Source organism: Methylotenera sp. L2L1 (assembly GCF_000744605.1).
Classification (GTDB): Bacteria; Pseudomonadota; Gammaproteobacteria; order Burkholderiales; family Methylophilaceae; genus Methylotenera.
Genome location: NZ_JQMG01000001.1, coordinates 1428022 through 1451677 on the forward strand (window position 1 = coordinate 1428022; position 23656 = coordinate 1451677).

Consider the following 23656-nt stretch of genomic DNA (forward strand, 5'->3'; position numbering starts at 1 on the left):
TCACTAGTACTTAAGCAAGACTGAATCATACCATTACCAAACTCAAAGGATATTTTATGCCAGCGATTAGTGCCAAAAATTCATATAGCAATTTAGCCAAAATGATGTTGCTTTCCCTAGCAAGTCTGGGTCTGGCAATATTTGCGCATCAGCTTTATGCTGCGGATCAGAACTCTTACGAGCAAAATTATAAGAAGCAGAACGCGAATGATTTGAGGTCATTACTAGCTAAGCCAGAGACTAAGATTTTTGTAGGCAACCACAAAGATGAAGACAACATTACCATGTTGGAAGATGGGTATGATTTGATGGGTACTTCAGGTTTTTCGGCAATGGAGGCATCATCTGACCTTGCGTTGCAACATGCAAAGACAATCAACGCTGACATCGTCATGGTTTATCAGAAGTATGAGTCAGCCCAAACGGCGAGTTCAAAGTTGCAACTAATTAAAGAGGCGGCGAATAAAAGTGGCGAAATTGACCCCAGCGATTTGGAAGAGGGGCCCACGCAATATCACTATCATGCAAGTTATTGGGCTAAGCTACCAATGCCTTTGTTTGGTGTGCATGTCATCAAGCTCAAACAAACTAGCGCGGATGAGGCTACTCCTAAAGACCTGCCGGGTTTGAAGGTGATTGCAGTGATTAAAGACTCACCAGCATCAGGCATGGGTTTGGCGCGGGGGGATGCCCTGCTTAAATTGGGTGAGGTAACCTTAAATAATGCTGATGATTTATTCGCAGCAGTCAAACGGTATGCCGGCCAAAAAGTACCAGTTGAGTTTCAGCGAGGCGACGTTGAAATGAAGCACCTCGTACAGTTAAATGCGCGCAAGTAAATTACGCTGTTTAAGTGAAGCGCGATTTGTCTGGCTTAAACATGTCTAGCATCAAATGCTGGTGCTAACTTTTAGCAGTTTGAAGAACCCATTAGCGCATATACAGTACACGTCCAATGAGGCTGATTTATTTCGATGACTGCTTGTATGAAATGAATCAGCACTTGTTTAGCATTACTTTTGAATTAAAAAAACAAAGCCTTCTTCATTTTTTAGTTCTTGTAGCAACGTAAATGGATTGTTTGCCACGAGTGTACGTATGTTCTTAACGGTACTTTCTTTGCTGGTAATTACTTTTAATATATCCCCGCTAGGTAAAGCATCCAATGCCTCTTTGGTACGAATGGTTGGAATCGGGCTATCTTCATGGCGAACATCAAGAACAGTGTTGAAATTTATAGACATGATTTTTGCTACCTTGTTGCTGCATACCAAAATAATTGCGATTGCAATAGTATGCGATTGACAAATGTATTATTGAATTACCTGGAGAGGTGACAAACGCAGGGCTTATGCTTCTGGCTCGTCTTCATCTGCAGGTGTTTCACTGCTAGTAATCTCGCGCAGTAGTTTAAAAATCTCTCTACTGCTTTTTGGAGGTTTGTTGGCGAGATGTTCTTTTTGTGCATTACGAATAAGCGCGCGGAGCTGCTGGCTGTCAGTAGCTGGATGCAGCGCCATAAACTCAGATAACGCATTGGCGTCGCTGATGAGGCGATCACGCCAGCGCTCTAGTCCATGGAAATAAGCATTTTCGGCGGTATTTTTCCCTTCCCAACGCGATAGCTGCTCAATAATGGGCGCAGTGTCAACTTCACGCATCAGGCGGCCTAAGTATTGCCGATGGCGGCGTATTGCACCATTTGCGGTGATTTTCTTAGTATCCATCACTGCCGTGAATAACTCTTCAGGTAGATTAAGCTTGATGAGTTTATCTTTAGGTAGCTCGGATAGCCTCACACCAAGTGCCTGCTGGGCATCCGCTTCAGCTTTAAGTTTGGTTTTACTCGTAGGCAAGTCTGCATCTAAATTTGCATCATTGCTTAATTCTGTGTCTTTTGTTGTCTTTTTAGGTTTCATGCTGAGGTATTATATCAGTTATGCAGTTGAGTTATTAACGTACATTTTTTTATAGTAGAAAGCGTTATGTCAGATTCGGGTTTTAGTTATACATTAGATGAAATTAAGCAGATGTCAGAAGACGTGCTTAAAGTTGCCAAGACGCTTGGCGCGAGTCAGGCCGAGGCTGAGTTGAGTTTGAGCATCGGACAAAACGTTTCTGTACGTATGCAGGAGGTTGAGCATATTGAATATAACCGTGATAAGGGCATGTCCGTCACGGTTTATTTTGGCAAACAAAAAGGCCATGCCAGCACGTCAGACTTATCATCCCAAGCGCTGAAAGATACCGTTGCTGCTGCTTGCAATATCGCTAAATACACGGCCAAGGACGATTTTTGTGGCTTGGCTGACGCTGATTTAATGGCTAAAACCGTTCAGGACTTGGACTTGCATCACCCTTGGGATTTGTCTGTAGATGAAGCCGTTTTAATCGCTAAACAATGTGAAGAGGCGGCCTTGGCTGTAGATAAGCGTATTAGCAACTCTGAAGGGGCTAGTATATCCACAGGCACAGGTTTTTTTGCTTACAGCAATAGTCATGGATTCACAGGTGGTTACCCAAGTTCACGTCATGGACTTAGTTGCTCGGTAATTGCAGAGTCTGACGATAGCATGCAACGTGATTATTGGTATGCCACTGCACGCGCAGCTGCAGACTTACAGCCGGCGGTAGAGATAGGTAAGCTTGCCGGAGAACGCACGGTTAAGCGTTTAAACTCAAGAAAGATAAAAACTTGTCAGGTGCCAGTGTTGTTTGAAGCGCCGCTGGCCAGTGGTTTGATTTCAACGCTGATTAGCGCAATCTCTGGCGGTAATTTATATCGTAAATCTTCATTTTTGCTGAATAGCTTAGGTCAGCAAGTAGCGTCACCCTTATTAAATATTGATGAAGACCCCTATATTAAAAGAGGCTTGGCAAGCAGCCCGTTTGATAACGAAGGCGTGACGACTACGCCGCGCCAATTAGTGAAAGATGGTGTCTTGCAAGGCTATGTGCTTTCTAGCTACTCAGCTAGGAAACTAGGGTTAAAAACTACCGGTAATGCAGGCGGTAACCATAATTTAATCGTGCAATCTGGCGTACTGGATTTTGCTGGGCTATTAAAAGAGATGGGAACCGGGCTGGTTGTGACTGAACTGTTGGGCCATGGTCTGAATATGGTGACAGGGGATTACTCGCGTGGCGCTGCTGGCTACTGGGTTGAGAATGGTGTGATTGTGCATCCGGTGGAAGAAATTACGATTGCCAGCAATATGGCCGAGATGCTAAAAATGATTGTGGCAATCGGTAATGATGTATTGGTACAAGGCTCTAAGCAGGTTGGCTCCATCTTAATCGAACGCATGACTGTGGCGTGTGAATAATCTGCTTTAGCAGATATATTCCACGGACAAGACCTTTACGGTTTTAAGCGTGTGAATAATCTGCTTTGACGTATGAGCCAGCATTTGGCTTCCGTGCTTCCACCATCTGGGGCTTTACCTTTTAGTAAAGCGGTGATGCCAAACTTTGGCTCAATAGATATAGCTCACTCCCGAAAAATTAAAAAGCCCACTTGATAGTGGGCTTTTTAATTGAATACCTGTTTATTTATCTTCTTCGAAGAACTCGTCTTTAATCAAGTCAGTTGGTACTAAACCATCTTGAATAAGGCTTGCACGTCTTTGTAGGTAAGCATCACGCATGAATGCATAAGGATCAAGTGATGCGTCATCAACGAGGTCTTTTGCATCAAGTAGCTCTGTACGTTTATCAATAAACTGAGCAGCACGTAGTTGGTTGTGCAGGCGAATCTCACCAATATTGTGTGTGTAGGTAATAGGGTCTGATGTGGTTGTATCAACAATTAAACCTGTTGTGTCGCGAACAGTAGATGGGCCTACGAATGGCAGCACTAGGTAAGCACCTGAACCAACTCCCCAGTAACCTAACGTTTGGCCGAAATCTTCTTTATGAACAGGAATTTTGTCCATACCGGCAACGTCGATCAAGCCGGCTAAGCCGAAAGTGCTGTTGATGACAAAGCGGCCCGTTTCGCTGAATGCATTGGCAAATTTAAACTGAAGTAGATTGTTCAGTATATTGGTCACCGAGCCTAGATTGTTAAAAAAGTTATTAACGCCAGTACGGATAGGCGAAGGAGCGACTGTTTTGTAGGCAGTCGCAACTGGTTTGAAAACTGCTTTGTCTGTGACGTCATTAAATTTATAAACACCACGGTTAATGCTTTCTAACGGGTCTTTATTCGCCTGAGATGCACAACCAGTCATCATCATGGCAAGTAGACAAGACGCGAATAAACAGAATATTTTTTTATGCATTTTTTTATGTTTCTTATTTAAAGACTTATCGAATGTGGGGTCATTATATCAATTTATTTGCAACTAAATATGGATAGCGACTCAGCAGATTGTTAACGTTTGTAAATTAAACCATTTGTTACATTTATGCAACAAATATTCAGTCATCAGTGATGTCTTGAATTAATGGTGTTTTTGACATGGTTGCCACCATTTATTCTAGTTTAAATGTTAGAAAACCCTAATTAAATCGTCATGTGTTTATATAAGCCCAGTACTCGTTCGCGTTGAGTGGCGTGGTCAACTATTGGTTTTGGATAGTCTTGCCCAATCACAGTTTTGATCGTTGACTGCCGCTCTGCTGACATTAGCCATGGTGCGTGAATTTCTTTGTCGTTGCAGTTTGCTAGTTCAGTGACATATTTGCGAATAAATTTACCATTCGCATCAAAACGCTCACTTTGGGTAGTGGGGTTGAAGATTCTAAACCAAGGCTGGGCGTCACAGCCGGTAGAGGCTGCCCATTGCCATCCGCCGTTATTGGCGCTGAAATCAAAATCAATCAATTTTTCTGCAAAATAGCGCTCACCCCAGCGCCAGTCTATGAGCAGGTCTTTGACTAAAAAGCTGGCAGCGACCATTCTGAGGCGGTTATGCATAAAGCCAGTATTGTTGAGTTGCCTCATTGCAGCATCGACTAGTGGATACCCCGTGTTTCCTTCACACCATGCTGTAAACAGTTTTGTGTCGTTTGGGAAAGGGATAGCTTCAAACTCAGGTTTAAAGGCTTTGCCTGTGTCAAGCTGTGGGTTGTGATGTAGTATTTGAAAATAAAAATCACGCCAGATGAGCTCGGACGTCCATGTTTCTGCACCTAAGCCACCCATTTGTAATGCCGTTCTGGCAAGTTGGCGGATAGAGATAGTGCCGAAGCGTAAATGCACTGATAGATAAGACACCCCTTTTATTGCTGGAAAGTCGCGCGCTTCTTTGTAATATTTAATGCGGTCTACAAAGTCAGCAAACAGTGATGCCGCGCCACTCATGCCGGTAGGTAGACGCATGCTGGATAAATTTGTACGTTGAAACCCTAGTGACTCAAGGCTATTAAGCGGTTGTGGCTGAACTTTGGCGAGGTTTTGTAGATAAGTATCGACTGGGTAGGGTCTAAGATAAAAGTCGTTAACGTTTTTTAGCCACATGTTTTTGTAAGGGGTAAATACGCTATATGGCTTGTGGGCCATGGTTAAAACCTCATCTTTTTCAAAAATGACTTGGTCTTTGTAATGGTGAAAATCAATGTTGTGTCTTTGTAGACATTGCGCAACTTGAGTGTCGCGCGCGATAGCGCTGGGCTCATAGTCGTGATTAGTGAATATTGCCTGTACTTGTAAAGACTGAGCTAATTGCGGAATTTCATTCGCCGCACTGCCGTGCAGTACGATTAAATCTCCACCGTTCTTTTGGAGTGCAGCTTTGAGCTCTTTGACGCTCTCCCAAATAAACTCTACACGACGGTCTGTCTTATTGCTCAGCTGATCTAAGATCTCTGTATCAAAAATGAATACGCAATAAACTTGTTGTGATTTTTTGAGTGCGTAGTAAAGCGCTGCGTGATCATAGTCGCGCAAATCACGACGAAACCAGACCAGAGATTTTGAATATTGCATATGGGATAAGTCAATCGTTAAGTTGAGTGATTCTACCCCAGTTGCGTCAGTACTTATCATCGACACCAACGTGTCATTGAATTTTGTTTAGCTTCTTGCACCCATCATATATTTGCCTGGTGTTGCTGGTGCGGCTTCGTTGCTTGACGGCGTAAGTAAACCAAGCAGTAATTGTAAGTCTAGTGATAAAAGGATAAGTTCCTCATCGCCGAGAGCATCTACTTGTTCAAAAACTTCGGTCGCATATTTGCGATCTTTAATTAATTTGGCTGGGTTGACTGCACCTATTATTTTTCTAGCTGCTACAGAGAATTTTGACAATACAACTAAACATTGATTATCCATAATGACCCCAGAGAATTATTCTAAAAAAGTGCTTATCACTTAACAAATGCAATTTAATGGTGCGCTTGTAACCTAAATGAGGCACTTATGTGATTGATATTACTTAACTAAGCATTAAACATGCCAGAAGCGTAAGTATTTATTCTCGATGGTAGGGGTGATTTTGAATTACGGAGTGTGCGCGGTAGAGTTGTTCGCACAGCAGTACGCGTACAAAGGCGTGGGGTAGGGTGAGCTTGGATAAGCCCCACAGCCAATCAGCTTGCTGCTTAAGGCTGGCGTGAATGCCATCTGCCCCACCTACAACGATGCTAATGTCTTTGCCTAGGGTTTGCCAAAACTTCATTTTTTCGGCAAGTTGTAGTGTGGTGACCTCTTGTCCGCGTTCGTCGCAAACGATTAAGAAGTCTTTGCCAGCAGCTTCAATAATTCGCTTGGCCTCGGCTTCTTGGACAACGGCACTGTTTTTACCATCTGCACGTTTGTCGGGTTTGATTTCAACAATTTCAATGCTAAGTTCGCGCGGCATGCGTTTGATGTATTCTGCACAGGCTGTTTCTACCCAGCTTGGCATTTTGTGACCGACAGAAATAATCCGAAGTTTCAATTGGCTTTAGAGGTAACTGAAATGTGGTAGTGAACTTTAATGCAAACGCAACTAAGCCCTGCACCACTTGGCGCAGGGTATTAATATTGGTTTAAACAGGTTTAATGTGGCTGCGGCGTGACTCTGCTTCGCCCCATAATTGCTCAAGATTATAATAAGCGCGGGTTGCTGGTACCATAATATGGACGACGATGTCGTCTAAGTCGACCAATACCCATTCACCTTCTTTTTCGCCTTCAGTGCCGCGAATCGCGAAGCCTTTTTCCTTGATTTTTTCTCTGACGTTATCTGCAACAGCTTTCGCCTGGCGGCTAGAGTTGGCTGAAGCAACAATCATGTAATTAGTCATGCTAGTGAGCTTACGCACATCCATCACGCTGATATCAAAACCTTTAATATCTTCAATTGCATCAACTACTGCGTTTTTCATAGCTTCTAAATCTACATTCTTAGAAGCGGCTTTCGGGGTGTCTTGTGTCATTTAAGCGGCCTGTGCTGGTATTGCATTGCGTTGAGATTTTATGCGGTTTTCTTGATCCACATAAATTAATGTTGGGGTAAATTTTTCGAGCTCAATTTCACTATAACTCGCATAACTTGCGATAATAATAATATCTTTAGGGTCTGCCTTGTGCGCGGCAGCACCGTTCACCGAGATAATGCCAGAGTGGCGCTCAGCACGAATCGCATAAGTAGAGAAACGCTCACCATTGGTGACGTTGTAAATACTGATTTGCTCGTATTCGTGAATATTCGCCGCTTCTAGCAATTCTTCATCTATTGCACAGCTACCTTCGTAGTGTAGTTCAGAATGCGTGACGTGTACGCGGTGCAACTTAGATTTAAGCATGGTTCTTTGCATGTGCTTAACCGTTTTTCAAAAGGGATTGCATTATAGTCTTTTCAATCACTTAGCGCAAAAATCAATATTATCAATCAGTCTTGTATTGCCTAGTTTCGCAGCAGCTAAGACAACAAGTTCGTTGTCTTGGTTCGTTGCGGGCTTTAACGTGCTGGTCGCGCGCACTGATATATAGTCTACCAGCCAGCCCTGCTGGGTTAGTGTTTGCGATGCTGACTGCTCTAGATCTGCAAAGTGGGTATTGCCTTGTTTTACCGCATGCACGATGTTAGCTAGGCATTGGTGTAGTTGTGCCGCTTCTGTTTTCTGTGCTGGTGTTAAATAGCCGTTACGCGAGCTCATGGCTAGTCCGCTTGGTTCACGCACGGTGTCGCCCGCAATAATCTGGATTGGTAAATTAAACTGTCTCACCAGCTCTTTAATGACAAACACCTGCTGAAAGTCTTTTTTGCCAAATATCGCCACTTGCGGCATCACTAAATTAAATAACTTCATTACGACAGTGGCTACGCCTGCAAAGTGACCTGGGCGTGAGGCGCCGCATAGCTCTGCTGCGATAGGCGGCGGGGTGATGGTCATGGTCTGGTTCAAATGTTCACCATCAAAATCTGGATACATTTCTTGAACACTAGGTACAAATACAATGTCTGCACCGGCATCTGCCAGTCTTTTACAATCCGCGTCTAGTGTGCGCGGATAGTTGGCTAAATCTTCATTGGGACCAAATTGTAGCGGGTTAACAAAGATGCTTGCCACTACATATTGACCATGCTGCTTGGCGAGGCTGACAAGGGCGATGTGGCCGTCATGCAGATTGCCCATGGTAGGTACGAATGCAATGTTCTTTTGTGTTTTTAGTGTGCTTCTTAGTTCATTAACAGTGTGGATGCGTTGCATGGTGTTTTGCTAAGTAATATTTAGTAGCTGTGCTCAGGTGCAGGGAAGGTTTTGTCTTTAACGGCTTTGACATAGTTGCTAACCGCTTGCTGAACACTATTAGTTTCACATAAAAAGTTTTTCACAAAACGGGGCGCTTTGAATTCGCTAGGGTGTTTGCTGGCTGCGCCATTATAAATACCAAGTAAATCTTGGATAACCAGTACTTGACCATCGCAATCTACGCCAGCGCCAATGCCAATGGTGAGTGCTTTGATAGATTCGGTGATATGTTTAGCCAACGTAGCCGGTACCATTTCTAGCACAATCATGCTCACGCCGGCATTGCTCATGTCGATGGCATCTTGCGTGATTTGATGGGCGCTTTCTTCAGTTTTACCTTGGATTTTGTAGCCACCTAGTTGATTTACAGATTGTGGTGTGAAGCCTAGATGCGCGCAGACCGGGATGCCTCGCTCAATCAGGTAGCGTGCTGTATGCACTCGGTCGCCGCCACCTTCAAACTTGACCATTTGCGCGCCTGAGCGGATTAACCATAAGGCATTTTTGTAGGCGGCTTCGTTGTCGTGTTCGTAACTGCCTACAGGCATGTCTGCAATAATCAAAGCGTTAGGTGCACCAGCTGCAACACTTTTGGTGTGATAAGTCATGTGGTGCATGCTTACATTGAGGGTGTTTTCAGCACCCTGTAATACCATGCCGAGCGAGTCACCCACTAATAAAATATCAACGCCTGCGTGCTCCATTAATTTAGCAAATGTTGCATCGTAGCTGGTGAGCATGGCAATTTTCTCGCCACGGTCCGCCATTTCATGTAGCTTGGTTAATGTCATGTTTAGTATGCTCAAAAACTATTCAAAGTTTGGATTAAAGAACTCACGTTGTCCTTTAATCTGCATGATGCGATTTAACAGTAAGTTAAGTGAGCTGTCATTTTTAAGAATATTTAATTTCTCATTATTCACAACCAGCACAGGTGAGGCATCGTAGTTGTGAAAGAATTCACTATAGGCATTTGCCAGCCGCTCTATGTATTCTCGTGGAATATCCTGCTCGTAACTCACGCTGCGCTCTTCAATGCGTTCCATTAACGCATCTATCGGTGTTTGTAGATAAATCACCAAGTCAGGTTTGGGTGCCTTAAGTTGTAAATGTTGGTAGATTTGATGATACAACGCATATTCTTCATCATCTAGATTGAGTCTTGCAAAAATCGGGTCTTTTTCTAAAAAAAAGTCTGCCACAATCGGTTTGGCAAACATGTCGCGCTGGCTTAGGTCTTTGATTTGATTGGCACGCTGAAACAAAAAGAATAGCTGCGTAGGGAGACCATAGCGTTGGGCATCTTGGTAAAAACGAGGCAGAAAAGGGTTGGCTTCTGCTTTTTCAGACAGGTAGTCGACTGGAAATTTATCAGCTAACATTTTTGCTAGCGTGGTTTTGCCACTGCCGATAGGGCCTTCAACAACGATATATGGAAATTTATTAAAAATGCTCATGTTTTAACTAAGGGATGGTAATTTTTTGATACCTAACAACAGGTCAGGTGTCATGAATGTAGCTATTTTGCCATGATTCGGAATAGAAATATCCGGTGCGATTTCAAATAATGGCAATAAAACAAACCCGCGCGTATGCATGCGCGGGTGGGGTAGGGTTAGTTTTGTGGTCTCTAATGTTACATCTTCATATAGCAACAAATCACAATCTAATACCCGTGGTGCATTAATGTAAGGGCGTTCGCGCCCTGCGTGATTTTCTATGTCTAGAATAGCGTCTAGCAAGGCTTCAGGCTGCAATGAGGTTTCAATTTCAGCTACTGCATTGATGAAATCTGGCGCCGTATCAATACAATCAATCGGTGCGGTTTGATAAAGTGATGATTGCTTGATAAGGCGTGTTTCAGGTAGGCGGCCTAAAGCAATCAATGCCTGTTTCACCTGTGTCTTGGGGTCTTCTAAATTGCTGCCAAGCGCAACAAATGCTCGATTCATCATGATTCGGACGGTGCAGTGCTACTTGGCTTTTTACGATTTCTTTTTCTACGTTTTTTAGGGGCGGTATCTGCCTCCAACATTGCTTGGCGTGTTTCGTTGTCGGCCTCTGCAAAGCTGGTCCACCAAGTGCCTAACTCTGCTGGTAGCTCGCCTGATTCACAGCGTAATAGTAAGAAGTCGTAGCCTGCGCGATAGCGTGGGTGTATGAGTAAGCCAAAAGGACGCTTACCTGAGCGCTGTTCAAAGCGCGGTTGCATGCCCCAAATTTCTTTCATCGTAGCGGTATAGCGATTATGAATCGCTAGTTTCTCTGCTTGTGAGGCAAGTACCTCGCTCATCGCCATATGTAGTGCTGGTATAGGTGGGTTACCATCATTTTTATACACTTCCCAAGCGGCTAACACCTCATGCCAAAGCAAAGTAGCAAATAAAAAACTAGGGTTGGCGGACTTGCCAGACAAAATGCGATTGTCTGTGTTTTGGAGTGCAAGCATGACAAAGCGCTCACCCATTGGCTGCTCTAGCACAACATCCAACATTGGCAGTAAGCCGTGGTGTAGGTGTTGCTTGCGCAGTGCCGCGACACTTTCAATGGCGTGGCCAGATAAAAACAGTTTGAGCATTTCATCAAACAGGCGGCTAGGTGGTACGTCTTCTAATAAGTCTGCCATTTTTGCAATGGGCGCCATGGTGGCTGGGTCGATTTGCAGCCCGAGCTTGGCTGATAGTCGCACAACACGCAGCATACGCACCGGGTCTTCGGCGTAGCGTGTCTCAGGCTTGCCTATCATGCGGAGTATGCCAGCTTGAATATCCGCAAACCCTTGGTGAAAGTCTAGTACTTCTTCGCTGGTTGGGTCGTAATACAGTGCGTTGGCGGTAAAGTCACGGCGGGTGGCGTCTTCTTCTAAGCTGCCAAATACGTTATCGCGAATGATGCGGCCACTTTCGTTGGTATGCGCGTCACCTTTGGCTTCGTGGTGACCGCGAAATGTAGAAACCTCAATGGTTTCATCGCCAAATAACACATGTACCAGCCTAAAGCGTCTGCCGATGATGCGCGAGCGTCTAAATACGCGGTTAACTTCTTCAGGCGTGGCATCTGTAGCTACATCAAAGTCTTTAGGCACGCGCTGTAACAGTAAGTCGCGTACAGCACCTCCCACAATATAGGCTTCAAATCCTGCTTTTTGCAGGCCTTCAATCGTTTTTATTGCGGCATTGCTTAACAGTTTACGGTCTATTTGGTGCTTTTTGAATGGAATGATGGCAGCACTGTCCGTATTGCTGCCTCTTTTTTTAGCTGACTTCTTTGTGCCTAAGATGGGGCGTGTGTTCTGCTGTGATTTTGCGTTCTCTGGCTTGGCTCGTACTGGTGCTTCGTGCCCAGTTTTCGCCAGTTTAGGCTTAAAGATTTTGTTGAACAGTTTTCTTATCATGGTGAAATTATAGCTTAACCTAGTATCGATTCTAAAATTGTATTGATTCTAAAGTTAGGATGGTTGATTAAATTATCCTAACTTTAGAATGGGTGCGATAAAAGCTCACGATATGGCTCTTGGTGGTGTAATCAAGCGAGCAACATGCGATTAAGCGAGCTCGTTTTTCCATAATACGTCACTCACACCAGCTTCTTTGTTAATAATACGACACATCACAAATAATAAATCAGATAAACGATTTAAATACTGCAGTGAAATCTCAGTCACTTTTTCATTACGGTGTAATTCAATTAATTTTCGTTCTGCACGGCGGCATACTGTGCGAGCCAAATGGCAGAAAGCGGCGCTTTTGCTACCGCCTGGTAATATAAACTCTTTTAATGGGCTTAACTCGCTGTTGAGATTGTCAATCGACTGTTCCAGCGCATCAACACAAGATGGTGTTAACAGCACATAACCTGGAATGCAGATCTCTCCCCCTAGGTTAAATAAATCGTGTTGAATCTTGGTAAGGGTGTCTTGTAAATGTTGAGAGATAGGCTCCGACAAGATTAAACCAATCACTGAGTTCAACTCATCCACGTCACCCATCGCATCGACACGAATGCTGTCTTTACTGATGCGACTGCCGTCACCTAGCCCAGTAGTGCCATCATCGCCTGTGCGTGTGTAAATTTTACTTAATCGGTTACCCATTACTAATCCTTTTACTCGTGAGCCAGTGCACATGGGGTGCTATATATGTTTGCGAATAGACATTGAGGATTTAATAATCCCAACAGTTTATAATATGTGCATTGTAACTGATGACCGCCTTAACGATGACCGATCAATCTACCACGCATGAGATGAAGCATAGGCCGATAGCCGTATTTGATTCAGGCGTGGGTGGTATCTCAGTTTTACAGCATATTCATGCGCTGTTGCCAAGCGAACAATTACTGTACGTGGCTGATAGCTTGCACGCTCCTTATGGCAACAAAAGCCCTGAAGAGATTCAATCGCGCTGCATAGCACTCACGGATTTTTTAATAGCAAAGAATGCTAAGGCGATTGTGGTTGCCTGTAATACCGCTACAGCCGCGGCTATTAATATGATGCGCGAAAAATACCCCTTGCCTATTATCGGGATGGAGCCCGCAGTAAAGCCTGCCGCAACCGCCTCACGCAATGGCATTATCGGTGTGCTTGCAACTACCGGTACTTTAAAAAGTGCTCAGTTTGCAGGGCTGCTGGAAAGTTATGGACGAAATGTCAAGGTAGTGACACAGGCATGTGTCGGTTTGGTGGAATGTGTAGAACGAGGTGAGTTGCAAGCCGACAATACTTTGCAGTTAGTTAAAAAATATTGTCAGCCTTTGTTGGACGAGGGTGCCGATACCATTGTGCTTGGTTGTACACATTATCCGTTTGTTCGGCCATTGATAGAACGCGTAGTAGGTGAACATATTACTTTAATTGACACTGGCGCTGCCGTGGCCAAACAGTTGCAGAAGCGCTTAATAGAGCTCGACTTACTTTCTACTAGCCCAGGGCTGGCAAGTGTGAAATTTTGGACAAATAGCCAAGATTTAGAAGCAGAGCAGGTGATAGAGGCTTTGTGGAGGCAGAAGGCGGAAGTTAATTTTTTATAGCTTGATATCGTAAGTCAGCCATTGAGTTTTAGTGGCTAATTTGTCGTAGGTGTTTCGTGCTCGATAGTTGTTTTCAGCAGTAATCCAACGGATAACAGACCAGTTTTTCTCTTTGCCGATTTGTGCAACTGCCTCAATTAATTTTTTGCCTATTTCGTTACCACGTGCCGATGGCGTTACAAATAAATCGTCAATGAAACCACCAGTTGATGCAGATAGTGGTCGAGAGAATGGACGGTAGTGCGCTAAGCCAACAGCAGTACTTGCATTATCTAAGGCAATCAAACCATTTACCTCATGATTGATATCGTGTAACCAAGACCAAACTTGGTCACGCATTTCCTTAGTTTGTGTTACTTGATAAAACGCTGCATACGCTGAATATAAAGTACACCAATCCTCATAATCAGCGTTAGAGATTGGACGTACTGAGATCATTTAAGGGTGCAAATTATTTTCAGATTAGTGGTGGTGACCAACAACTTCGCCAGCTTTTAATTTGTATTTCGTTCCACAGTAAGGGCAGGCGACATGGCCTGTTTTTGCCACGTCTAAAAACACACGTGGATGCGATGACCACAACGCGACTTCTGGCGTTGGGCAGTGAAGCGGTAGGTCTTTGGCTGAAACTTCGATTTCTTTTACATCAGACATTAAAATATCCTTATTTCACCATTCCCACTCATGCGGGAATGGTGTGCTAGTTTTTATACTAAGGTTAACCAGTCTGCGTGTTTTGCAGATTTACCTGTCACTACATCAAAGTACAGCTTTTGTAATTGTTTAGTGATCGGGCCAGCTGTACCTGCGCCGATTGCGCGGTTGTCTAGCTCACGGATTGGCGTTACTTCAGCGGCTGTGCCAGTGAAGAATGCTTCATCAGCGCCATAAACTTCGTCGCGCGTGATACGTTTTTCAATCACTGGAATACCTAGTTCAGTCGCTAATTGCACGATAGTGTCGCGCGTGATGCCTTCTAGCGCGCTGGTTAGGTCTGGCGTGTAAAGTTTGCCGTTACGCACGATAAATATGTTTTCGCCAGATCCTTCTGCAACAAAGCCGTCAACATCCAGCAATAAAGCCTCTTGGTAGCCGTCTTGGGCAGCTTCTTGGTGTGCCAAAATGCTGTTCATGTAGTTGCCGTTAGCTTTGGCTTTACACATAGTGATGTTTACATGGTGACGTGAGAACGATGATGTTTTCACGCGAATGCCATTATCTAAAGCATCTTGGCCCATGTACGCGCCCCATTTCCATGCAGCTACAATTACGTGCGTAGAAAGTGTTTTTGCAGAGATGCCCATTGCTTCTGCACCGTAAAATGCCATTGGACGCATGTAAGCAGACTCTAGGTTGTTGTCGCGTACTGCTGCTTTTTGCGCTTCCATCAATTCTTCTTTGCTGTAAGGCATTTTCATGCCAAGAATATGCGCAGAGCGGAATAATCTGTCTGTATGCTCTTTCAAACGGAAAATTGCAGTACCTTTGTCTGTTTTGTAAGCGCGAACACCTTCAAATACGCCCATGCCGTAGTGCAAAGTGTGTGTTAAAACGTGAGTGGTGGCGTCGCGCCAGTTCACCATTTTACCGTCATACCAGATTACGCCATCGCGGTCTGCCATACCGCCAGAAGTTGCTGCAGGGTTAGCCATGCTGAGTCCTTAAAATGCTTGAAATTTGCAAAAGTAATATTGTAAACGAGTGCGGACTTGGTTTGCAGTAATTTATAGCATTTACAGATAAATTTATCATGCAAGGTGTTGAATTTATTGTGCATGGTAGAATCTTTATCTATTAATGTTGCTACAAAAGGTGTGATTCAGTGAATAAATTCATGAGATTAATATTGCTTGGGCTTTTCATGGTTGTGTTAGCGGGATGTAGCGCACCCAATAATGAGCAAAAGTTTAATGCGACAGATATTACAGGGGTGGATTTCGGTAACACGCTTAACTTGACTGACCATACTGGTAAGCCTAGGTCGTTAACTGACTTTAAAGGTAAGGTGGTTGCCTTGTTTTTTGGCTATACCCATTGTCCTGATGTGTGCCCAACAACGCTCACCGATATGAAGCAAGCCATGAAATTGCTTGATGGGCATGCTAATGAACTACAGGTGTTATTTGTGACGCTAGACCCAGAACGCGATACGCAAGCGTTGCTGGCAGAGTATGTGCCAGCATTTGATGCTAGTTTTCTTGGTTTGTATGGCACGAAAGAACAAACAGCATCTGTATTAAAAGATTTCAAAATCTTTGCGGCAAAGGTTGAGAATAACGGTCGTAGCGGCTACACCATTGACCACAGCGCGGGTGTATATCTGTTTGATAAAACCGGCAAGATTCGCCTGTATGTGGATTACGGCACTAAGCCAGATGCAATTGCGAGTGACGTTAAGCAGTTGCTGTAAAACTAATTGAATAGTTTTATATACTGCTTACATAACATGTAGTTTTGGCGACCAAGCTTTGAGTTCTTTTTCTGCCGTTTTGTAATCTGGAAAGATGCTTTCAACCACCGCCCAAAACTTGGCAGAATGGTTCATTTCTTTCAGGTGTGCCAGCTCATGGCAGACCACGTAATTGATAATGTGCGGCGGCGCTTGCAATAAGCGCCAGTTTAGCCGAATTTCTTTTTTTGAATTGCAACTGCCCCAGCGCGAACGTGCATTGGATAGAAATAATTCAGGTGTAGCTACGCCTAATTTGGTGGCGAAAAGTGATAAGCGTCTGGAAAAGTCAGTGAGTGCCTGTTTTTTATACCATTGCAGTACTTTTCTCTCAACTGCGCTTGGTTCATCGTGATTAGGCATAGACAATTGTAAAAAACCAGGCGTATATTCAACCGCTCTTGAGCGGGTATCCTGCTTGGTCACAAGCGTGATAGCGTTGCCCAGCAATAGCAGCTGATTTCCATCTTGCCATTGCATCGGTGGATATTGGTTGGCGCTACGTGCTTCTAATTTTTTAAGAATCCAATCCGCTTTAAGTACAATCAGGCTTTCTAGGTACGATTGCACAATGCGCTTGGGCGCATGTATTACTAAGCCATCTTGTGTGATTTTTAGGCCTACGGTACGGCGCTGCCTACGTTCAAGTGTGTAGTGAATTTGCTCGCCAGACGGCAGCTTAATGGTGTGGCTCATGCGTTAAGCGTTGCCATTTCAGATTCTATCCAATGTTCAACTTGGCTATTTAATGCGTCGGTTTTTACATCGGTGGTTTGAATCGGTTCGCCGATGTGTATCTGAATAACGCCAGGCTTCTTGATAAATGAATTTTTAGCCCAGAACTCACCAGCATTGTGTGCGACTGGAACCACTTGCGTTTGTGTATGACTGGCAAGCCATGCGCCACCAATGTGGTACTTGCTACGCTCCCCTGGTGCTATACGTGTACCCTCTGGAAAAATCACGACCCATAAGCCTTTTTCTAGCCTTGCTTTACCTTTGGCGACGAGTTTTTTTAGTGCTTCACGTCCTGCGCTACGGTCAATCGCAATCGGTGATGACATAGCCAAACCCCAGCCAAATATTGGAATCCATAATAACTCACGTTTAAGCACGTAAACTTGGGTAGGGAAAATGGCCTGAAATGCCAGAGTTTCCCAAGCGGACTGATGTTTTGCCAGAATGATGCTAGGCGTGGAGGGTAAATTTTCTAAACCTTTAATCTCATGGCGGATATTGCAAGTAATGCGTAGCCACCAAATCATGCTACGCGCCCAGCCTGAGATAAGCACGTTACGTGTGACAGGGTGCAGTGGCATTGAGAGCAATGCAATGAATGTAAAGATTGGCGCAGTAATAACCTGCCCGAGTAAAAATAGGGTGGAGCGTAACAGCAGCATGGTTTAAGTGTTTTCTGAAATGATATGTTGCGCTGCCTCGCTTAGGTCTGCAAACACGAGGGTATTAGCTGGTAGTTCGTCAGATTTTAGCGTAGCCTCGCCTTTGCCTGTGCGCACTAAAATAGGCTGGCAGCCTGCATTGGCGAATGCTTGCAAATCTCTAAGTGCATCACCAATGCCAATGACTTGGCTAAGATCGACAGAAAAACGTTTGCCAATTTCTTTGATCATGCCAGTTTTTGGTTTACGGCAGTTGCAGTTGTCATCAGCGGAGTGCGGGCAATAAAATACCGCGTCAATACGTCCCCCTATCATAAGAAGTTCGCGGTGCATTTTGTCATGAATGCTATTGAGCGTTGCCATGTCAAACAAGCCACGGCTCACCCCTGATTGGTTAGTGGCAATCACCACTCTGAACCCGGATTGATTCAATAGTGCGATGGCTTCTAGACTGCCCGGGATAGCAATCCACTCATTAGGATTTTTAATGAAATTGGCGGAGTCTTGATTAATAACACCGTCGCGGTCAAGGATGACAAGTTTCATATTTACACTCCGTCATTCCCGCGTAGGCGGGAATCCAATTTTCTTTTCAGATAAAGGTTTAACAATGGATTCCCGCTTGTCACGTGAGAATAATGCATTTTAACGCATATATTCCACGGGGATGACCTTTACGGTTACGCGGGAATGACGATTGAGAAACATAGTGTTAACCTGCCAATTTAGATAAATCAGCAACGCGGTTCATGGTTTGGTGCAATGTTGCTAACAAACCTAGGCGGTTTGCTTTAAGCGCTGCATCTTCTGCATTCACCATCACGTTGTCGAAGAAGTCATCGACTGGTACTTTTAATGCTGCGAGTGACTGCAATGATACTGTGTAATCACCACGCTCAAAAGCGCTGTCAGCGATAGGCTTCACTTTTATTAATGCATCATTTAAAGCTTTTTCAGCAGGTTCTTGTAATAAGTCAGCATTTACTTCAGCATTTACTTCACCCTCTACCTTTTTCAAGATATTACCAACGCGTTTGTTGGCAGCGGCTAAGGCTGGCGCTTCAGGTAGCTTGGCAAAGTTAGCAACTGCAGAAATTCTGATCTGTATGCTTGATAGATGCATTGGGTACAAGGCGAAAATAGACTCTATTTCGACAGAGTTACATCCTTGATCTTTTAAGTAATTTGAGAGTCGGTCAAATACAAAAGTTATTAAATCTGAAGCAAGTGTGGCTAATTCACTTTGGTATTTGATCTCTAAGTAGGATTTAGCTTTTATATGCATCATCTCAAGAAGGAGCTTATCGAGTGAAGTTTTTGTGTTAAATCCAGCTTTCCAGTCTAGGGATTTCTCAAACTGCATTATTGATTTGATTATTAGATTATCAAGATCTAAGGTTAAATCTTTTTCGATTAATAATCTAATTAACCCTAAGGCATGCCTTCTGAGTGCGAACGGGTCTTTGTCACCAGTCGGTTTTTCGCCAATACTGAACATACCAACTAAAGTTTCCAACTTGTCTGCTAACGCTACACAAATACCTACTTGATTGCGTGGGAGTTCATCGCCAGCAAAGCGAGGTTTGTAATGATCTTCAATCGCATAAGCCACCTCATCATCTAAGTCCTCATGTTGTGCATAGTAGCGCCCCATAATGCCTTGCAATTCAGGGAACTCACCTACCATGTCGGTAATCAAGTCAGTTTTTGCCAATTGTGCGGCTAAGCTCGCTTTTGCTGCTAAATCGTCGCCACCTAGTTGTTGGCCAATGGCCTTAGCAATTGCACGTACACGCTCTGTACGCTGGCCTTGTGAGCCTAGTTTGTTGTGGTAAACCACTTTTTCTAAGCTACTAATGCGTGATTCCAGTGTTTTTTTGCGGTCTTGGTCAAAAAAGAACTTGGCATCGGCTAAGCGTGGACGTACCACGCGCTCGTTACCGCCAATCACTGCCGACGGATCGGCAGGGCAAATGTTAGACACGATTAAGAACTTGTTCGTTAGTTTGTTATTACTGTCTAGCAATGGGAAGTACTTTTGATTCGCCTTCATGGTAAGAATCAAACATTCTTGCGGTACTTCTAAATAAACCTCTTCAAACTGGCCAAGTAGCACATTGGGGCGCTCTACCAGAGCAGTTACTTCATCGAGCAAGGCATCATCGTCAATCGGTTTCAGGCCTTCTTTTGCGGCAGCTGCGGTAAGTTGGCGTACGATTTCAGCGCGACGCTCTGCAAAGCTGGCAATCACTGCACCTTCTGTTTTGAGTTGCTCGGCGTAACTGTCTGCGTTTTTAATCACTACATTGGCTGATTTAGCCTCAAAGCGGTGGCCTTGCGTTTGGTTGCTTGCAGTTAGGCCAAGCACACTAGTGGCGACGATGTTGCTACCATGTAGTGCGATTAAGCCATGCGCTGGGCGCACAAAGTTAACGCTGCTCCAGCCATCGGCTAGTTGGTAGGTCATCACTTTAGGAATAGGCAGTTTTTGGATAGCTTCTTCAATCGCTTTTTGTAAGCCATCGTTCAGCACAGCGCCTTTTTGTGTCACTTCTAAAAACAGGGCTTCATTTTTGCCGTCCATTTGTTTGGTTAGCTGTGAAACTGCGGTTTCGTCTAAGCCCATGCCATTTAAGCGTTTAATCAGGGCCGGGGTGGCATTACCATTTGCATCCAAACCTACGCTCACTGGCATCAGTTTTTGCGAGATTTGTTTATCTTTAGCTTGCGCTGCTATGGCGGTAATATGCGCTGCCAAACGGCGCGGTGTAGCAAAAGATGTCACTACTGAGTTTTCAGCAGATAAGTCCTGAAGTTTCAAGGTTTCAAATAGGGTGCTGCTGAATGCGTCGCCTAGTTTTTTCAGTGCTTTTGGCGGCAGCTCTTCTACAAATAATTCTACAAGTAAGTTTTGTTGTGACATGATTTAAGCAACCTTCTTATCTTTTTCTTGTTTTTCTTTATCAAGCTTAGCTAGCACTTCATCTGCCCAATCTTTTGGGGCCATTGGGAAGCCAAGTCTGGCGCGGCTATCTAAGTAGCTGGCAGCAACTGAACGTGCCAAGTTGCGAATGCGGCCAATATAGCCAGCGCGCTCAGTCACAGAAATCGCACCGCGTGCATCAAGTAAGTTAAAGGTGTGCGCGGCTTTGAGTACTTGCTCATAAGCTGGCAGCGCCAATTGGTTTTCCATCAAGTGCTTGGCTTGTTTTTCATGCGCATTGAATGCGGTAAATAAGAAGTCAGCATCGGAATGCTCAAAGTTGTAAGCACTTTGCTCTTGTTCATTTTGTAGGTACACATCACCATAGCTTAAGGCTTTACCGTTTGCATCACGTGTCCAAGTCAGGTTGTATACGTTATCCACTCCTTGCAGGTACATGGCTAAGCGCTCTAAACCATAAGTGATTTCGCCGGTAATCGGTTTGCAGTCAATGCCGCCCACTTGTTGGAAATAAGTAAATTGCGTCACTTCCATGCCGTTCAGCCAGACTTCCCAGCCTAAGCCCCATGCGCCTAGTGTTGGGTTTTCCCAGTCATCCTCTACAAAGCGGATGTCATTTTGTTTTAAGTCAAAGCCTAGCGCTTCTAGTGAGCCTAAGTACAGTTCCAGAATATCGGCTGGTGCTGGTTTTAATACGACTTGGAATTGATAGTAATGTTGTAAACGGTTTGGGTTTTCGCCATAACGACCATCTTTAGGGCGGCGGCTTGGTTGCACGTAAGCGGCTTTCCAAGGCTCAGGGCCTAATGAGCGTAAAAAGGTAGCGGTGTGCGAGGTGCCAGCGCCAACTTCCATGTCGTAAGATTGTAGAAGCGCACAGCCTTTGTCGCTCCAGTATTTTTGTAGGGTGAGAATAATCTCTTGAAATGTTAAAGCCATGATGTGTTTGTTGAAATTGGCGAAAAGTGCAATTTTACTTGGTTTTGTAATCTTGCAATAGGTTTTATCTTGATGACACTCTGTTACGTTGCCATAGGAACAGTAATAAGCCGAAACATATGGTTAGAAATAGCCAGTTTCCCCAATATACATAAGGGGTTGTGCCGGTGTAGCCTTGGGCGTACCCATTCAGCGAGGTTTGCACAAAGTGCGGCGCGTGTGCTGTGAGATAGCCTTTTTGGTCAATAATCGCGGTAGCGCCGGTGTTGGTGGCACGTAGCATCATGCGCCCGGTTTCCAGTGCGCGGGCTTGAGAAAACTGTAAATGCTGATCTGCTGCGTAAGACTCACCGTACCATGCGTCGTTACTTACATTCACTAATAGCGAGGCAAGGGGCAACTGGCGTATGATTTCCTCGCCAAACACGTCTTCGTAACAAATGTTGACGGCTACTTTTTCGCCAGCGACTGACATTGGCTGCTGATATTGAGCGCCACGCGATAAATCGCTCAATGGCATGTTGAGCCAGTCGCGGTATATCCAGCCAAATGCCACTTTCAGCGGAATAAATTCACCAAATGGTACTAGGTGCGATTTACGATAAGTATACGTGCCAGCACTGCCGTAACTGAGGACACTATTAAAGTATTCACCATTTTCACGTTCGACCACACCAACCAGAACATCCCCTTGGTTTCTATGTGCGTGGGCAAGCAGTCTGGTTTGTAAATCCTCTGGAATATTACTGGCAACTACTGGCAGTGCTGTTTCTGGCAGTACGATTAATTTTGCATCGCTGCTTTCTACCATGGCAAGGTATTGCTGCATGGTGTGCTCGGCGATTTCTGGCGCCCATTTGAGGTTTTGTTCAATATTGCCTTGCAACAGGCTGACACTCAGCGGTTTGTCTATAGGTGTTGTCCACTCAACTTGTTTTAACAAATAGCCTGTGACGGATAGTAATAAAACAGCACCAATCGCTTTGCTTTGCCAAGGCTTTCTACTTTGTTTTTCTGCAAGTAAATATCCAACAATACTAGCAATGAGTACGGTGATTAGCGTCACGCCATACACGCCTATCACTGGCATGTAGCCAGCTAACGGGCTTGTTGGCACTTGGCTATAGCCCATCGTCAACCATGGGAACCCAGTAAAAATCCAGCTTCTTACCCAGTCTGCTAATGCCCAGAATACAGGAATAGCGATAACTAGCATGGTTGGTTGTTGTTTGCACAGCTGCTTGCTTAATGCGCCGACCATGGCAGGAAATAAAGCCAAGAATGCAGCCAACACAAAAGTAGAGAACGCCGCCATGACACTAGGCATGCCGCCATAGGTATGTAGGCTAATATAAATCCAATAAATACCTATCCCAAACAAGCCTAATCCATAAGTAAAGCCTGCCATCGCGGCAGATTTAGCTGAGTCACTTACTACAATAAAGTAAATGACACTAATCAGAGACAGTATGCTGGCAGGGTAAAAGTAAAAAGGTGCAAAGCCTAATACGCCAAAAGCGCCTAAGCTGAGCAGTACTATTGTTTTTAATAACGGGTTGGATATAGGTAATCGCATGCTGCGAATTGTAGCTTGTTACGCGCTGATATAACAAAGATTAACCGCTAAATTGCGTTTAAAGCTATTCGCTATGTTGACACAATGGTTAGATAAGACATATATTTCTTCGGCTAGTGGAAATATTTAAATTAATCATACCCATTTAAAGATGTGGCGTGTATTTATTAACTTTATGACATGGAGAAATGCATGAGTATCGCGTCGGAATTTAAACAGTTTGCCTTAAAAGGCAATGTCATGGATTTGGCAGTGGGTGTCATTATTGGCGCTGCTTTTGGAAAGATTGTCGATTCTTTAGTGGGCGATATCATTATGCCGCTAATTGGAAAAGTGGTGGGTAATGTAGATTTTAGTAATATGTTTGTTGCTTTGGCAGCAGTGCCAGAGGGTAATGCCGGTACTTACGCAGCGCTTAAGCAAGCAGGCGTGCCGATGCTTGCTTATGGTAATTTCTTAACGATCGTGATTAATTTTGTCATCTTAGCGTTTGTGATTTTTATGTTGGTTAAGCAAATGAATCGCATGAAAAAAGCAGAACCAGCACCAGCGCCTGCACCAACAGCTGAAGATATTATTTTGCTACGTGAAATTCGTGATGCTTTAAAGAAATAGATACTTAAACGCATTAA

28 protein-coding genes are annotated in these 23656 nt (G+C 44.3%); 5 read left to right on the forward strand and 23 right to left on the reverse strand.

The window, feature by feature from the left end; all coding sequences use genetic code 11:
• The first annotated feature begins 56 nt into the window (after positions 1 to 56).
• Positions 57 to 839 carry a PDZ domain-containing protein gene (locus FG24_RS06820; protein ID WP_051901463.1) on the forward strand — a complete coding sequence of 261 codons (783 nt, stop codon included), beginning with the start codon at positions 57 to 59 and terminating at the stop codon, positions 837 to 839.
• A 174-nt stretch (positions 840 to 1013) separates the two neighbouring features.
• Here FG24_RS06820 and FG24_RS06825 read toward each other — a convergent pair whose 3' ends face one another.
• Positions 1014 to 1244, reverse strand: a complete 231-nt coding sequence (locus FG24_RS06825) for a sulfurtransferase TusA family protein (RefSeq protein WP_036302175.1) — start codon at positions 1242 to 1244, stop codon at positions 1014 to 1016.
• Between the two features lie 105 nt (positions 1245 to 1349).
• Entirely contained in the window at positions 1350 to 1919 is a 570-nt protein-coding gene (gene yjgA, locus FG24_RS06830) for a ribosome biogenesis factor YjgA (RefSeq protein WP_036302176.1), read from the reverse strand.
• A gap of 66 nt (positions 1920 to 1985) precedes the next feature.
• On the opposite strand from yjgA, the gene pmbA reads away from it, so the two are divergent.
• Positions 1986 to 3326: a metalloprotease PmbA gene (gene pmbA, locus FG24_RS06835; protein ID WP_036302177.1), complete on the forward strand. Its 1341-nt coding sequence runs from the start codon at positions 1986 to 1988 to the stop codon at positions 3324 to 3326.
• A 222-nt stretch (positions 3327 to 3548) separates the two neighbouring features.
• Here pmbA and FG24_RS06840 read toward each other — a convergent pair whose 3' ends face one another.
• The 12 genes from FG24_RS06840 to FG24_RS06895 form a co-directional block, all read right to left on the reverse strand.
• Positions 3549 to 4283 carry an MlaA family lipoprotein gene (locus FG24_RS06840; RefSeq protein WP_036302179.1) on the reverse strand — a complete coding sequence of 245 codons (735 nt, stop codon included), beginning with the start codon at positions 4281 to 4283 and terminating at the stop codon, positions 3549 to 3551.
• 224 nt (positions 4284 to 4507) lie between these two features.
• Entirely contained in the window at positions 4508 to 5932 is a 1425-nt protein-coding gene (locus FG24_RS06845) for a cryptochrome/photolyase family protein (protein ID WP_036304047.1), read from the reverse strand.
• A gap of 87 nt (positions 5933 to 6019) precedes the next feature.
• Positions 6020 to 6277, reverse strand: a complete 258-nt coding sequence (locus tag FG24_RS06850) for a hypothetical protein (protein ID WP_036302180.1) — start codon at positions 6275 to 6277, stop codon at positions 6020 to 6022.
• 139 nt (positions 6278 to 6416) lie between these two features.
• Entirely contained in the window at positions 6417 to 6884 is a 468-nt protein-coding gene (rlmH, locus tag FG24_RS06855; protein WP_036302181.1) for a 23S rRNA (pseudouridine(1915)-N(3))-methyltransferase RlmH, read from the reverse strand.
• A 91-nt stretch (positions 6885 to 6975) separates the two neighbouring features.
• Positions 6976 to 7365 carry a ribosome silencing factor gene (rsfS, locus tag FG24_RS06860; protein ID WP_036302182.1) on the reverse strand — a complete coding sequence of 130 codons (390 nt, stop codon included), beginning with the start codon at positions 7363 to 7365 and terminating at the stop codon, positions 6976 to 6978.
• Entirely contained in the window at positions 7366 to 7746 is a 381-nt protein-coding gene (gene panD / locus FG24_RS06865) for an aspartate 1-decarboxylase (protein ID WP_019897462.1), read from the reverse strand.
• Positions 7747 to 7791: 45 nt separating this feature from the next.
• Positions 7792 to 8643, reverse strand: a complete 852-nt coding sequence (panC, locus tag FG24_RS06870) for a pantoate--beta-alanine ligase (RefSeq protein WP_036302183.1) — start codon at positions 8641 to 8643, stop codon at positions 7792 to 7794.
• A 20-nt stretch (positions 8644 to 8663) separates the two neighbouring features.
• Positions 8664 to 9476 (reverse strand): 3-methyl-2-oxobutanoate hydroxymethyltransferase, encoded by an 813-nt coding sequence (panB, locus tag FG24_RS06875; protein ID WP_036302184.1) that lies wholly within the window; start codon positions 9474 to 9476, stop codon positions 8664 to 8666.
• Positions 9477 to 9494: 18 nt separating this feature from the next.
• Positions 9495 to 10142, reverse strand: a complete 648-nt coding sequence (locus tag FG24_RS06880; RefSeq protein WP_019897467.1) for a deoxynucleoside kinase — start codon at positions 10140 to 10142, stop codon at positions 9495 to 9497.
• A 3-nt stretch (positions 10143 to 10145) separates the two neighbouring features.
• Positions 10146 to 10640: a 2-amino-4-hydroxy-6-hydroxymethyldihydropteridine diphosphokinase gene (gene folK, locus FG24_RS06885; RefSeq protein WP_369797028.1), complete on the reverse strand. Its 495-nt coding sequence runs from the start codon at positions 10638 to 10640 to the stop codon at positions 10146 to 10148.
• Positions 10637 to 12079, reverse strand: a complete 1443-nt coding sequence (pcnB, locus tag FG24_RS06890; RefSeq protein WP_036302186.1) for a polynucleotide adenylyltransferase PcnB — start codon at positions 12077 to 12079, stop codon at positions 10637 to 10639. Before pcnB ends, folK begins: the two co-directional genes overlap by 4 nt.
• 150 nt (positions 12080 to 12229) lie before the next feature.
• The gene (locus FG24_RS06895; protein WP_051901464.1) at positions 12230 to 12778 is read right to left on the reverse strand and encodes a cob(I)yrinic acid a,c-diamide adenosyltransferase; all 549 of its coding nucleotides are present in this window, start codon (positions 12776 to 12778) and stop codon (positions 12230 to 12232) included.
• A gap of 110 nt (positions 12779 to 12888) precedes the next feature.
• Between FG24_RS06895 and murI the strand changes: the two genes are divergently transcribed.
• Positions 12889 to 13716: a glutamate racemase gene (murI, locus tag FG24_RS06900; RefSeq protein ID WP_036302188.1), complete on the forward strand. Its 828-nt coding sequence runs from the start codon at positions 12889 to 12891 to the stop codon at positions 13714 to 13716.
• Here murI and FG24_RS06905 read toward each other — a convergent pair.
• Genes FG24_RS06905 through FG24_RS06915 form a run of 3 tightly spaced genes read right to left on the reverse strand, consistent with a single transcriptional unit; the run spans position 13711 to position 15368 of the window.
• On the reverse strand, positions 13711 to 14154 hold the full coding sequence (locus tag FG24_RS06905; protein ID WP_036302189.1) for a GNAT family N-acetyltransferase: 444 nt from the start codon (positions 14152 to 14154) through the stop codon (positions 13711 to 13713). The two genes, murI and FG24_RS06905, sit on opposite strands and share 6 nt — an antisense overlap.
• A 24-nt stretch (positions 14155 to 14178) precedes the next feature.
• Entirely contained in the window at positions 14179 to 14370 is a 192-nt protein-coding gene (locus tag FG24_RS06910) for a zinc-finger domain-containing protein (protein ID WP_036302191.1), read from the reverse strand.
• A 53-nt stretch (positions 14371 to 14423) separates the two neighbouring features.
• Positions 14424 to 15368: a branched-chain amino acid transaminase gene (locus FG24_RS06915; protein ID WP_081880951.1), complete on the reverse strand. Its 945-nt coding sequence runs from the start codon at positions 15366 to 15368 to the stop codon at positions 14424 to 14426.
• 182 nt (positions 15369 to 15550) lie between these two features.
• Between FG24_RS06915 and FG24_RS06920 the strand changes: the two genes are divergently transcribed.
• A complete protein-coding gene (locus FG24_RS06920) occupies positions 15551 to 16126 on the forward strand; it encodes an SCO family protein (RefSeq protein ID WP_036302192.1) in 576 nt (191 codons plus the stop codon).
• A 27-nt stretch (positions 16127 to 16153) separates the two neighbouring features.
• Here the strand turns inward: FG24_RS06920 and FG24_RS06925 are convergent, their stop codons facing one another.
• The 6 genes from FG24_RS06925 to lnt all read right to left on the reverse strand — a co-directional run bounded on the left by FG24_RS06925 (position 16154) and on the right by lnt (position 23024).
• Complete coding sequence (locus FG24_RS06925; protein ID WP_036302194.1) at positions 16154 to 16861, reverse strand: M48 family metallopeptidase; 708 nt, start codon at positions 16859 to 16861, stop codon at positions 16154 to 16156.
• Positions 16858 to 17565 (reverse strand): lysophospholipid acyltransferase family protein, encoded by a 708-nt coding sequence (locus tag FG24_RS06930; protein ID WP_036302195.1) that lies wholly within the window; start codon positions 17563 to 17565, stop codon positions 16858 to 16860. Before FG24_RS06930 ends, FG24_RS06925 begins: the two co-directional genes overlap by 4 nt.
• Positions 17566 to 17568: 3 nt before the next feature.
• Complete coding sequence (gmhB, locus tag FG24_RS06935) at positions 17569 to 18111, reverse strand: D-glycero-beta-D-manno-heptose 1,7-bisphosphate 7-phosphatase (RefSeq protein WP_036302197.1); 543 nt, start codon at positions 18109 to 18111, stop codon at positions 17569 to 17571.
• 166 nt (positions 18112 to 18277) lie between these two features.
• Positions 18278 to 20488, reverse strand: coding sequence for a glycine--tRNA ligase subunit beta (gene glyS / locus FG24_RS06940; RefSeq protein WP_036302198.1), 2211 nt, complete (start codon positions 20486 to 20488; stop codon positions 18278 to 18280).
• Positions 20489 to 20491: 3 nt separating this feature from the next.
• Positions 20492 to 21448, reverse strand: a complete 957-nt coding sequence (glyQ, locus tag FG24_RS06945) for a glycine--tRNA ligase subunit alpha (RefSeq protein ID WP_036302199.1) — start codon at positions 21446 to 21448, stop codon at positions 20492 to 20494.
• Between the two features lie 64 nt (positions 21449 to 21512).
• Complete coding sequence (gene lnt, locus FG24_RS06950) at positions 21513 to 23024, reverse strand: apolipoprotein N-acyltransferase (RefSeq protein WP_081880952.1); 1512 nt, start codon at positions 23022 to 23024, stop codon at positions 21513 to 21515.
• A 192-nt stretch (positions 23025 to 23216) separates the two neighbouring features.
• Between lnt and mscL the strand changes: the two genes are divergently transcribed.
• Positions 23217 to 23639 (forward strand): large conductance mechanosensitive channel protein MscL, encoded by a 423-nt coding sequence (gene mscL, locus FG24_RS06955; protein ID WP_036302201.1) that lies wholly within the window; start codon positions 23217 to 23219, stop codon positions 23637 to 23639.
• The last annotated feature ends 17 nt before the right edge of the window (positions 23640 to 23656 follow it).

What these genes read in the sequence shown, in the direction of transcription:
- FG24_RS06820 (WP_051901463.1), top strand. Translation starts at nt 57, where the DNA reads ATGCCAGCGATTAGTGCCAAAAATTCATATAGCAATTTAGCCAAAATG.
- FG24_RS06825 (WP_036302175.1), bottom strand. Translation starts at nt 1,244, where the DNA reads ATGTCTATAAATTTCAACACTGTTCTTGATGTTCGCCATGAAGATAGC.
- yjgA (WP_036302176.1), bottom strand. Translation starts at nt 1,919, where the DNA reads ATGAAACCTAAAAAGACAACAAAAGACACAGAATTAAGCAATGATGCA.
- pmbA (WP_036302177.1), top strand. Translation starts at nt 1,986, where the DNA reads ATGTCAGATTCGGGTTTTAGTTATACATTAGATGAAATTAAGCAGATG.
- FG24_RS06840 (WP_036302179.1), bottom strand. Translation starts at nt 4,283, where the DNA reads ATGCATAAAAAAATATTCTGTTTATTCGCGTCTTGTCTACTTGCCATG.
- FG24_RS06845 (WP_036304047.1), bottom strand. Translation starts at nt 5,932, where the DNA reads ATGCAATATTCAAAATCTCTGGTCTGGTTTCGTCGTGATTTGCGCGAC.
- FG24_RS06850 (WP_036302180.1), bottom strand. Translation starts at nt 6,277, where the DNA reads ATGGATAATCAATGTTTAGTTGTATTGTCAAAATTCTCTGTAGCAGCT.
- rsfS (WP_036302182.1), bottom strand. Translation starts at nt 7,365, where the DNA reads ATGACACAAGACACCCCGAAAGCCGCTTCTAAGAATGTAGATTTAGAA.
- panD (WP_019897462.1), bottom strand. Translation starts at nt 7,746, where the DNA reads ATGCAAAGAACCATGCTTAAATCTAAGTTGCACCGCGTACACGTCACG.
- panC (WP_036302183.1), bottom strand. Translation starts at nt 8,643, where the DNA reads ATGCAACGCATCCACACTGTTAATGAACTAAGAAGCACACTAAAAACA.
- panB (WP_036302184.1), bottom strand. Translation starts at nt 9,476, where the DNA reads ATGACATTAACCAAGCTACATGAAATGGCGGACCGTGGCGAGAAAATT.
- FG24_RS06880 (WP_019897467.1), bottom strand. Translation starts at nt 10,142, where the DNA reads ATGAGCATTTTTAATAAATTTCCATATATCGTTGTTGAAGGCCCTATC.
- folK (WP_369797028.1), bottom strand. Translation starts at nt 10,640, where the DNA reads ATGATGAATCGAGCATTTGTTGCGCTTGGCAGCAATTTAGAAGACCCC.
- pcnB (WP_036302186.1), bottom strand. Translation starts at nt 12,079, where the DNA reads ATGATAAGAAAACTGTTCAACAAAATCTTTAAGCCTAAACTGGCGAAA.
- FG24_RS06895 (WP_051901464.1), bottom strand. Translation starts at nt 12,778, where the DNA reads ATGGGTAACCGATTAAGTAAAATTTACACACGCACAGGCGATGATGGC.
- murI (WP_036302188.1), top strand. Translation starts at nt 12,889, where the DNA reads ATGACCGCCTTAACGATGACCGATCAATCTACCACGCATGAGATGAAG.
- FG24_RS06905 (WP_036302189.1), bottom strand. Translation starts at nt 14,154, where the DNA reads ATGATCTCAGTACGTCCAATCTCTAACGCTGATTATGAGGATTGGTGT.
- FG24_RS06910 (WP_036302191.1), bottom strand. Translation starts at nt 14,370, where the DNA reads ATGTCTGATGTAAAAGAAATCGAAGTTTCAGCCAAAGACCTACCGCTT.
- FG24_RS06915 (WP_081880951.1), bottom strand. Translation starts at nt 15,368, where the DNA reads ATGGCTAACCCTGCAGCAACTTCTGGCGGTATGGCAGACCGCGATGGC.
- FG24_RS06920 (WP_036302192.1), top strand. Translation starts at nt 15,551, where the DNA reads ATGAGATTAATATTGCTTGGGCTTTTCATGGTTGTGTTAGCGGGATGT.
- FG24_RS06925 (WP_036302194.1), bottom strand. Translation starts at nt 16,861, where the DNA reads ATGAGCCACACCATTAAGCTGCCGTCTGGCGAGCAAATTCACTACACA.
- FG24_RS06930 (WP_036302195.1), bottom strand. Translation starts at nt 17,565, where the DNA reads ATGCTGCTGTTACGCTCCACCCTATTTTTACTCGGGCAGGTTATTACT.
- gmhB (WP_036302197.1), bottom strand. Translation starts at nt 18,111, where the DNA reads ATGAAACTTGTCATCCTTGACCGCGACGGTGTTATTAATCAAGACTCC.
- glyS (WP_036302198.1), bottom strand. Translation starts at nt 20,488, where the DNA reads ATGTCACAACAAAACTTACTTGTAGAATTATTTGTAGAAGAGCTGCCG.
- glyQ (WP_036302199.1), bottom strand. Translation starts at nt 21,448, where the DNA reads ATGGCTTTAACATTTCAAGAGATTATTCTCACCCTACAAAAATACTGG.
- lnt (WP_081880952.1), bottom strand. Translation starts at nt 23,024, where the DNA reads ATGCGATTACCTATATCCAACCCGTTATTAAAAACAATAGTACTGCTC.
- mscL (WP_036302201.1), top strand. Translation starts at nt 23,217, where the DNA reads ATGAGTATCGCGTCGGAATTTAAACAGTTTGCCTTAAAAGGCAATGTC.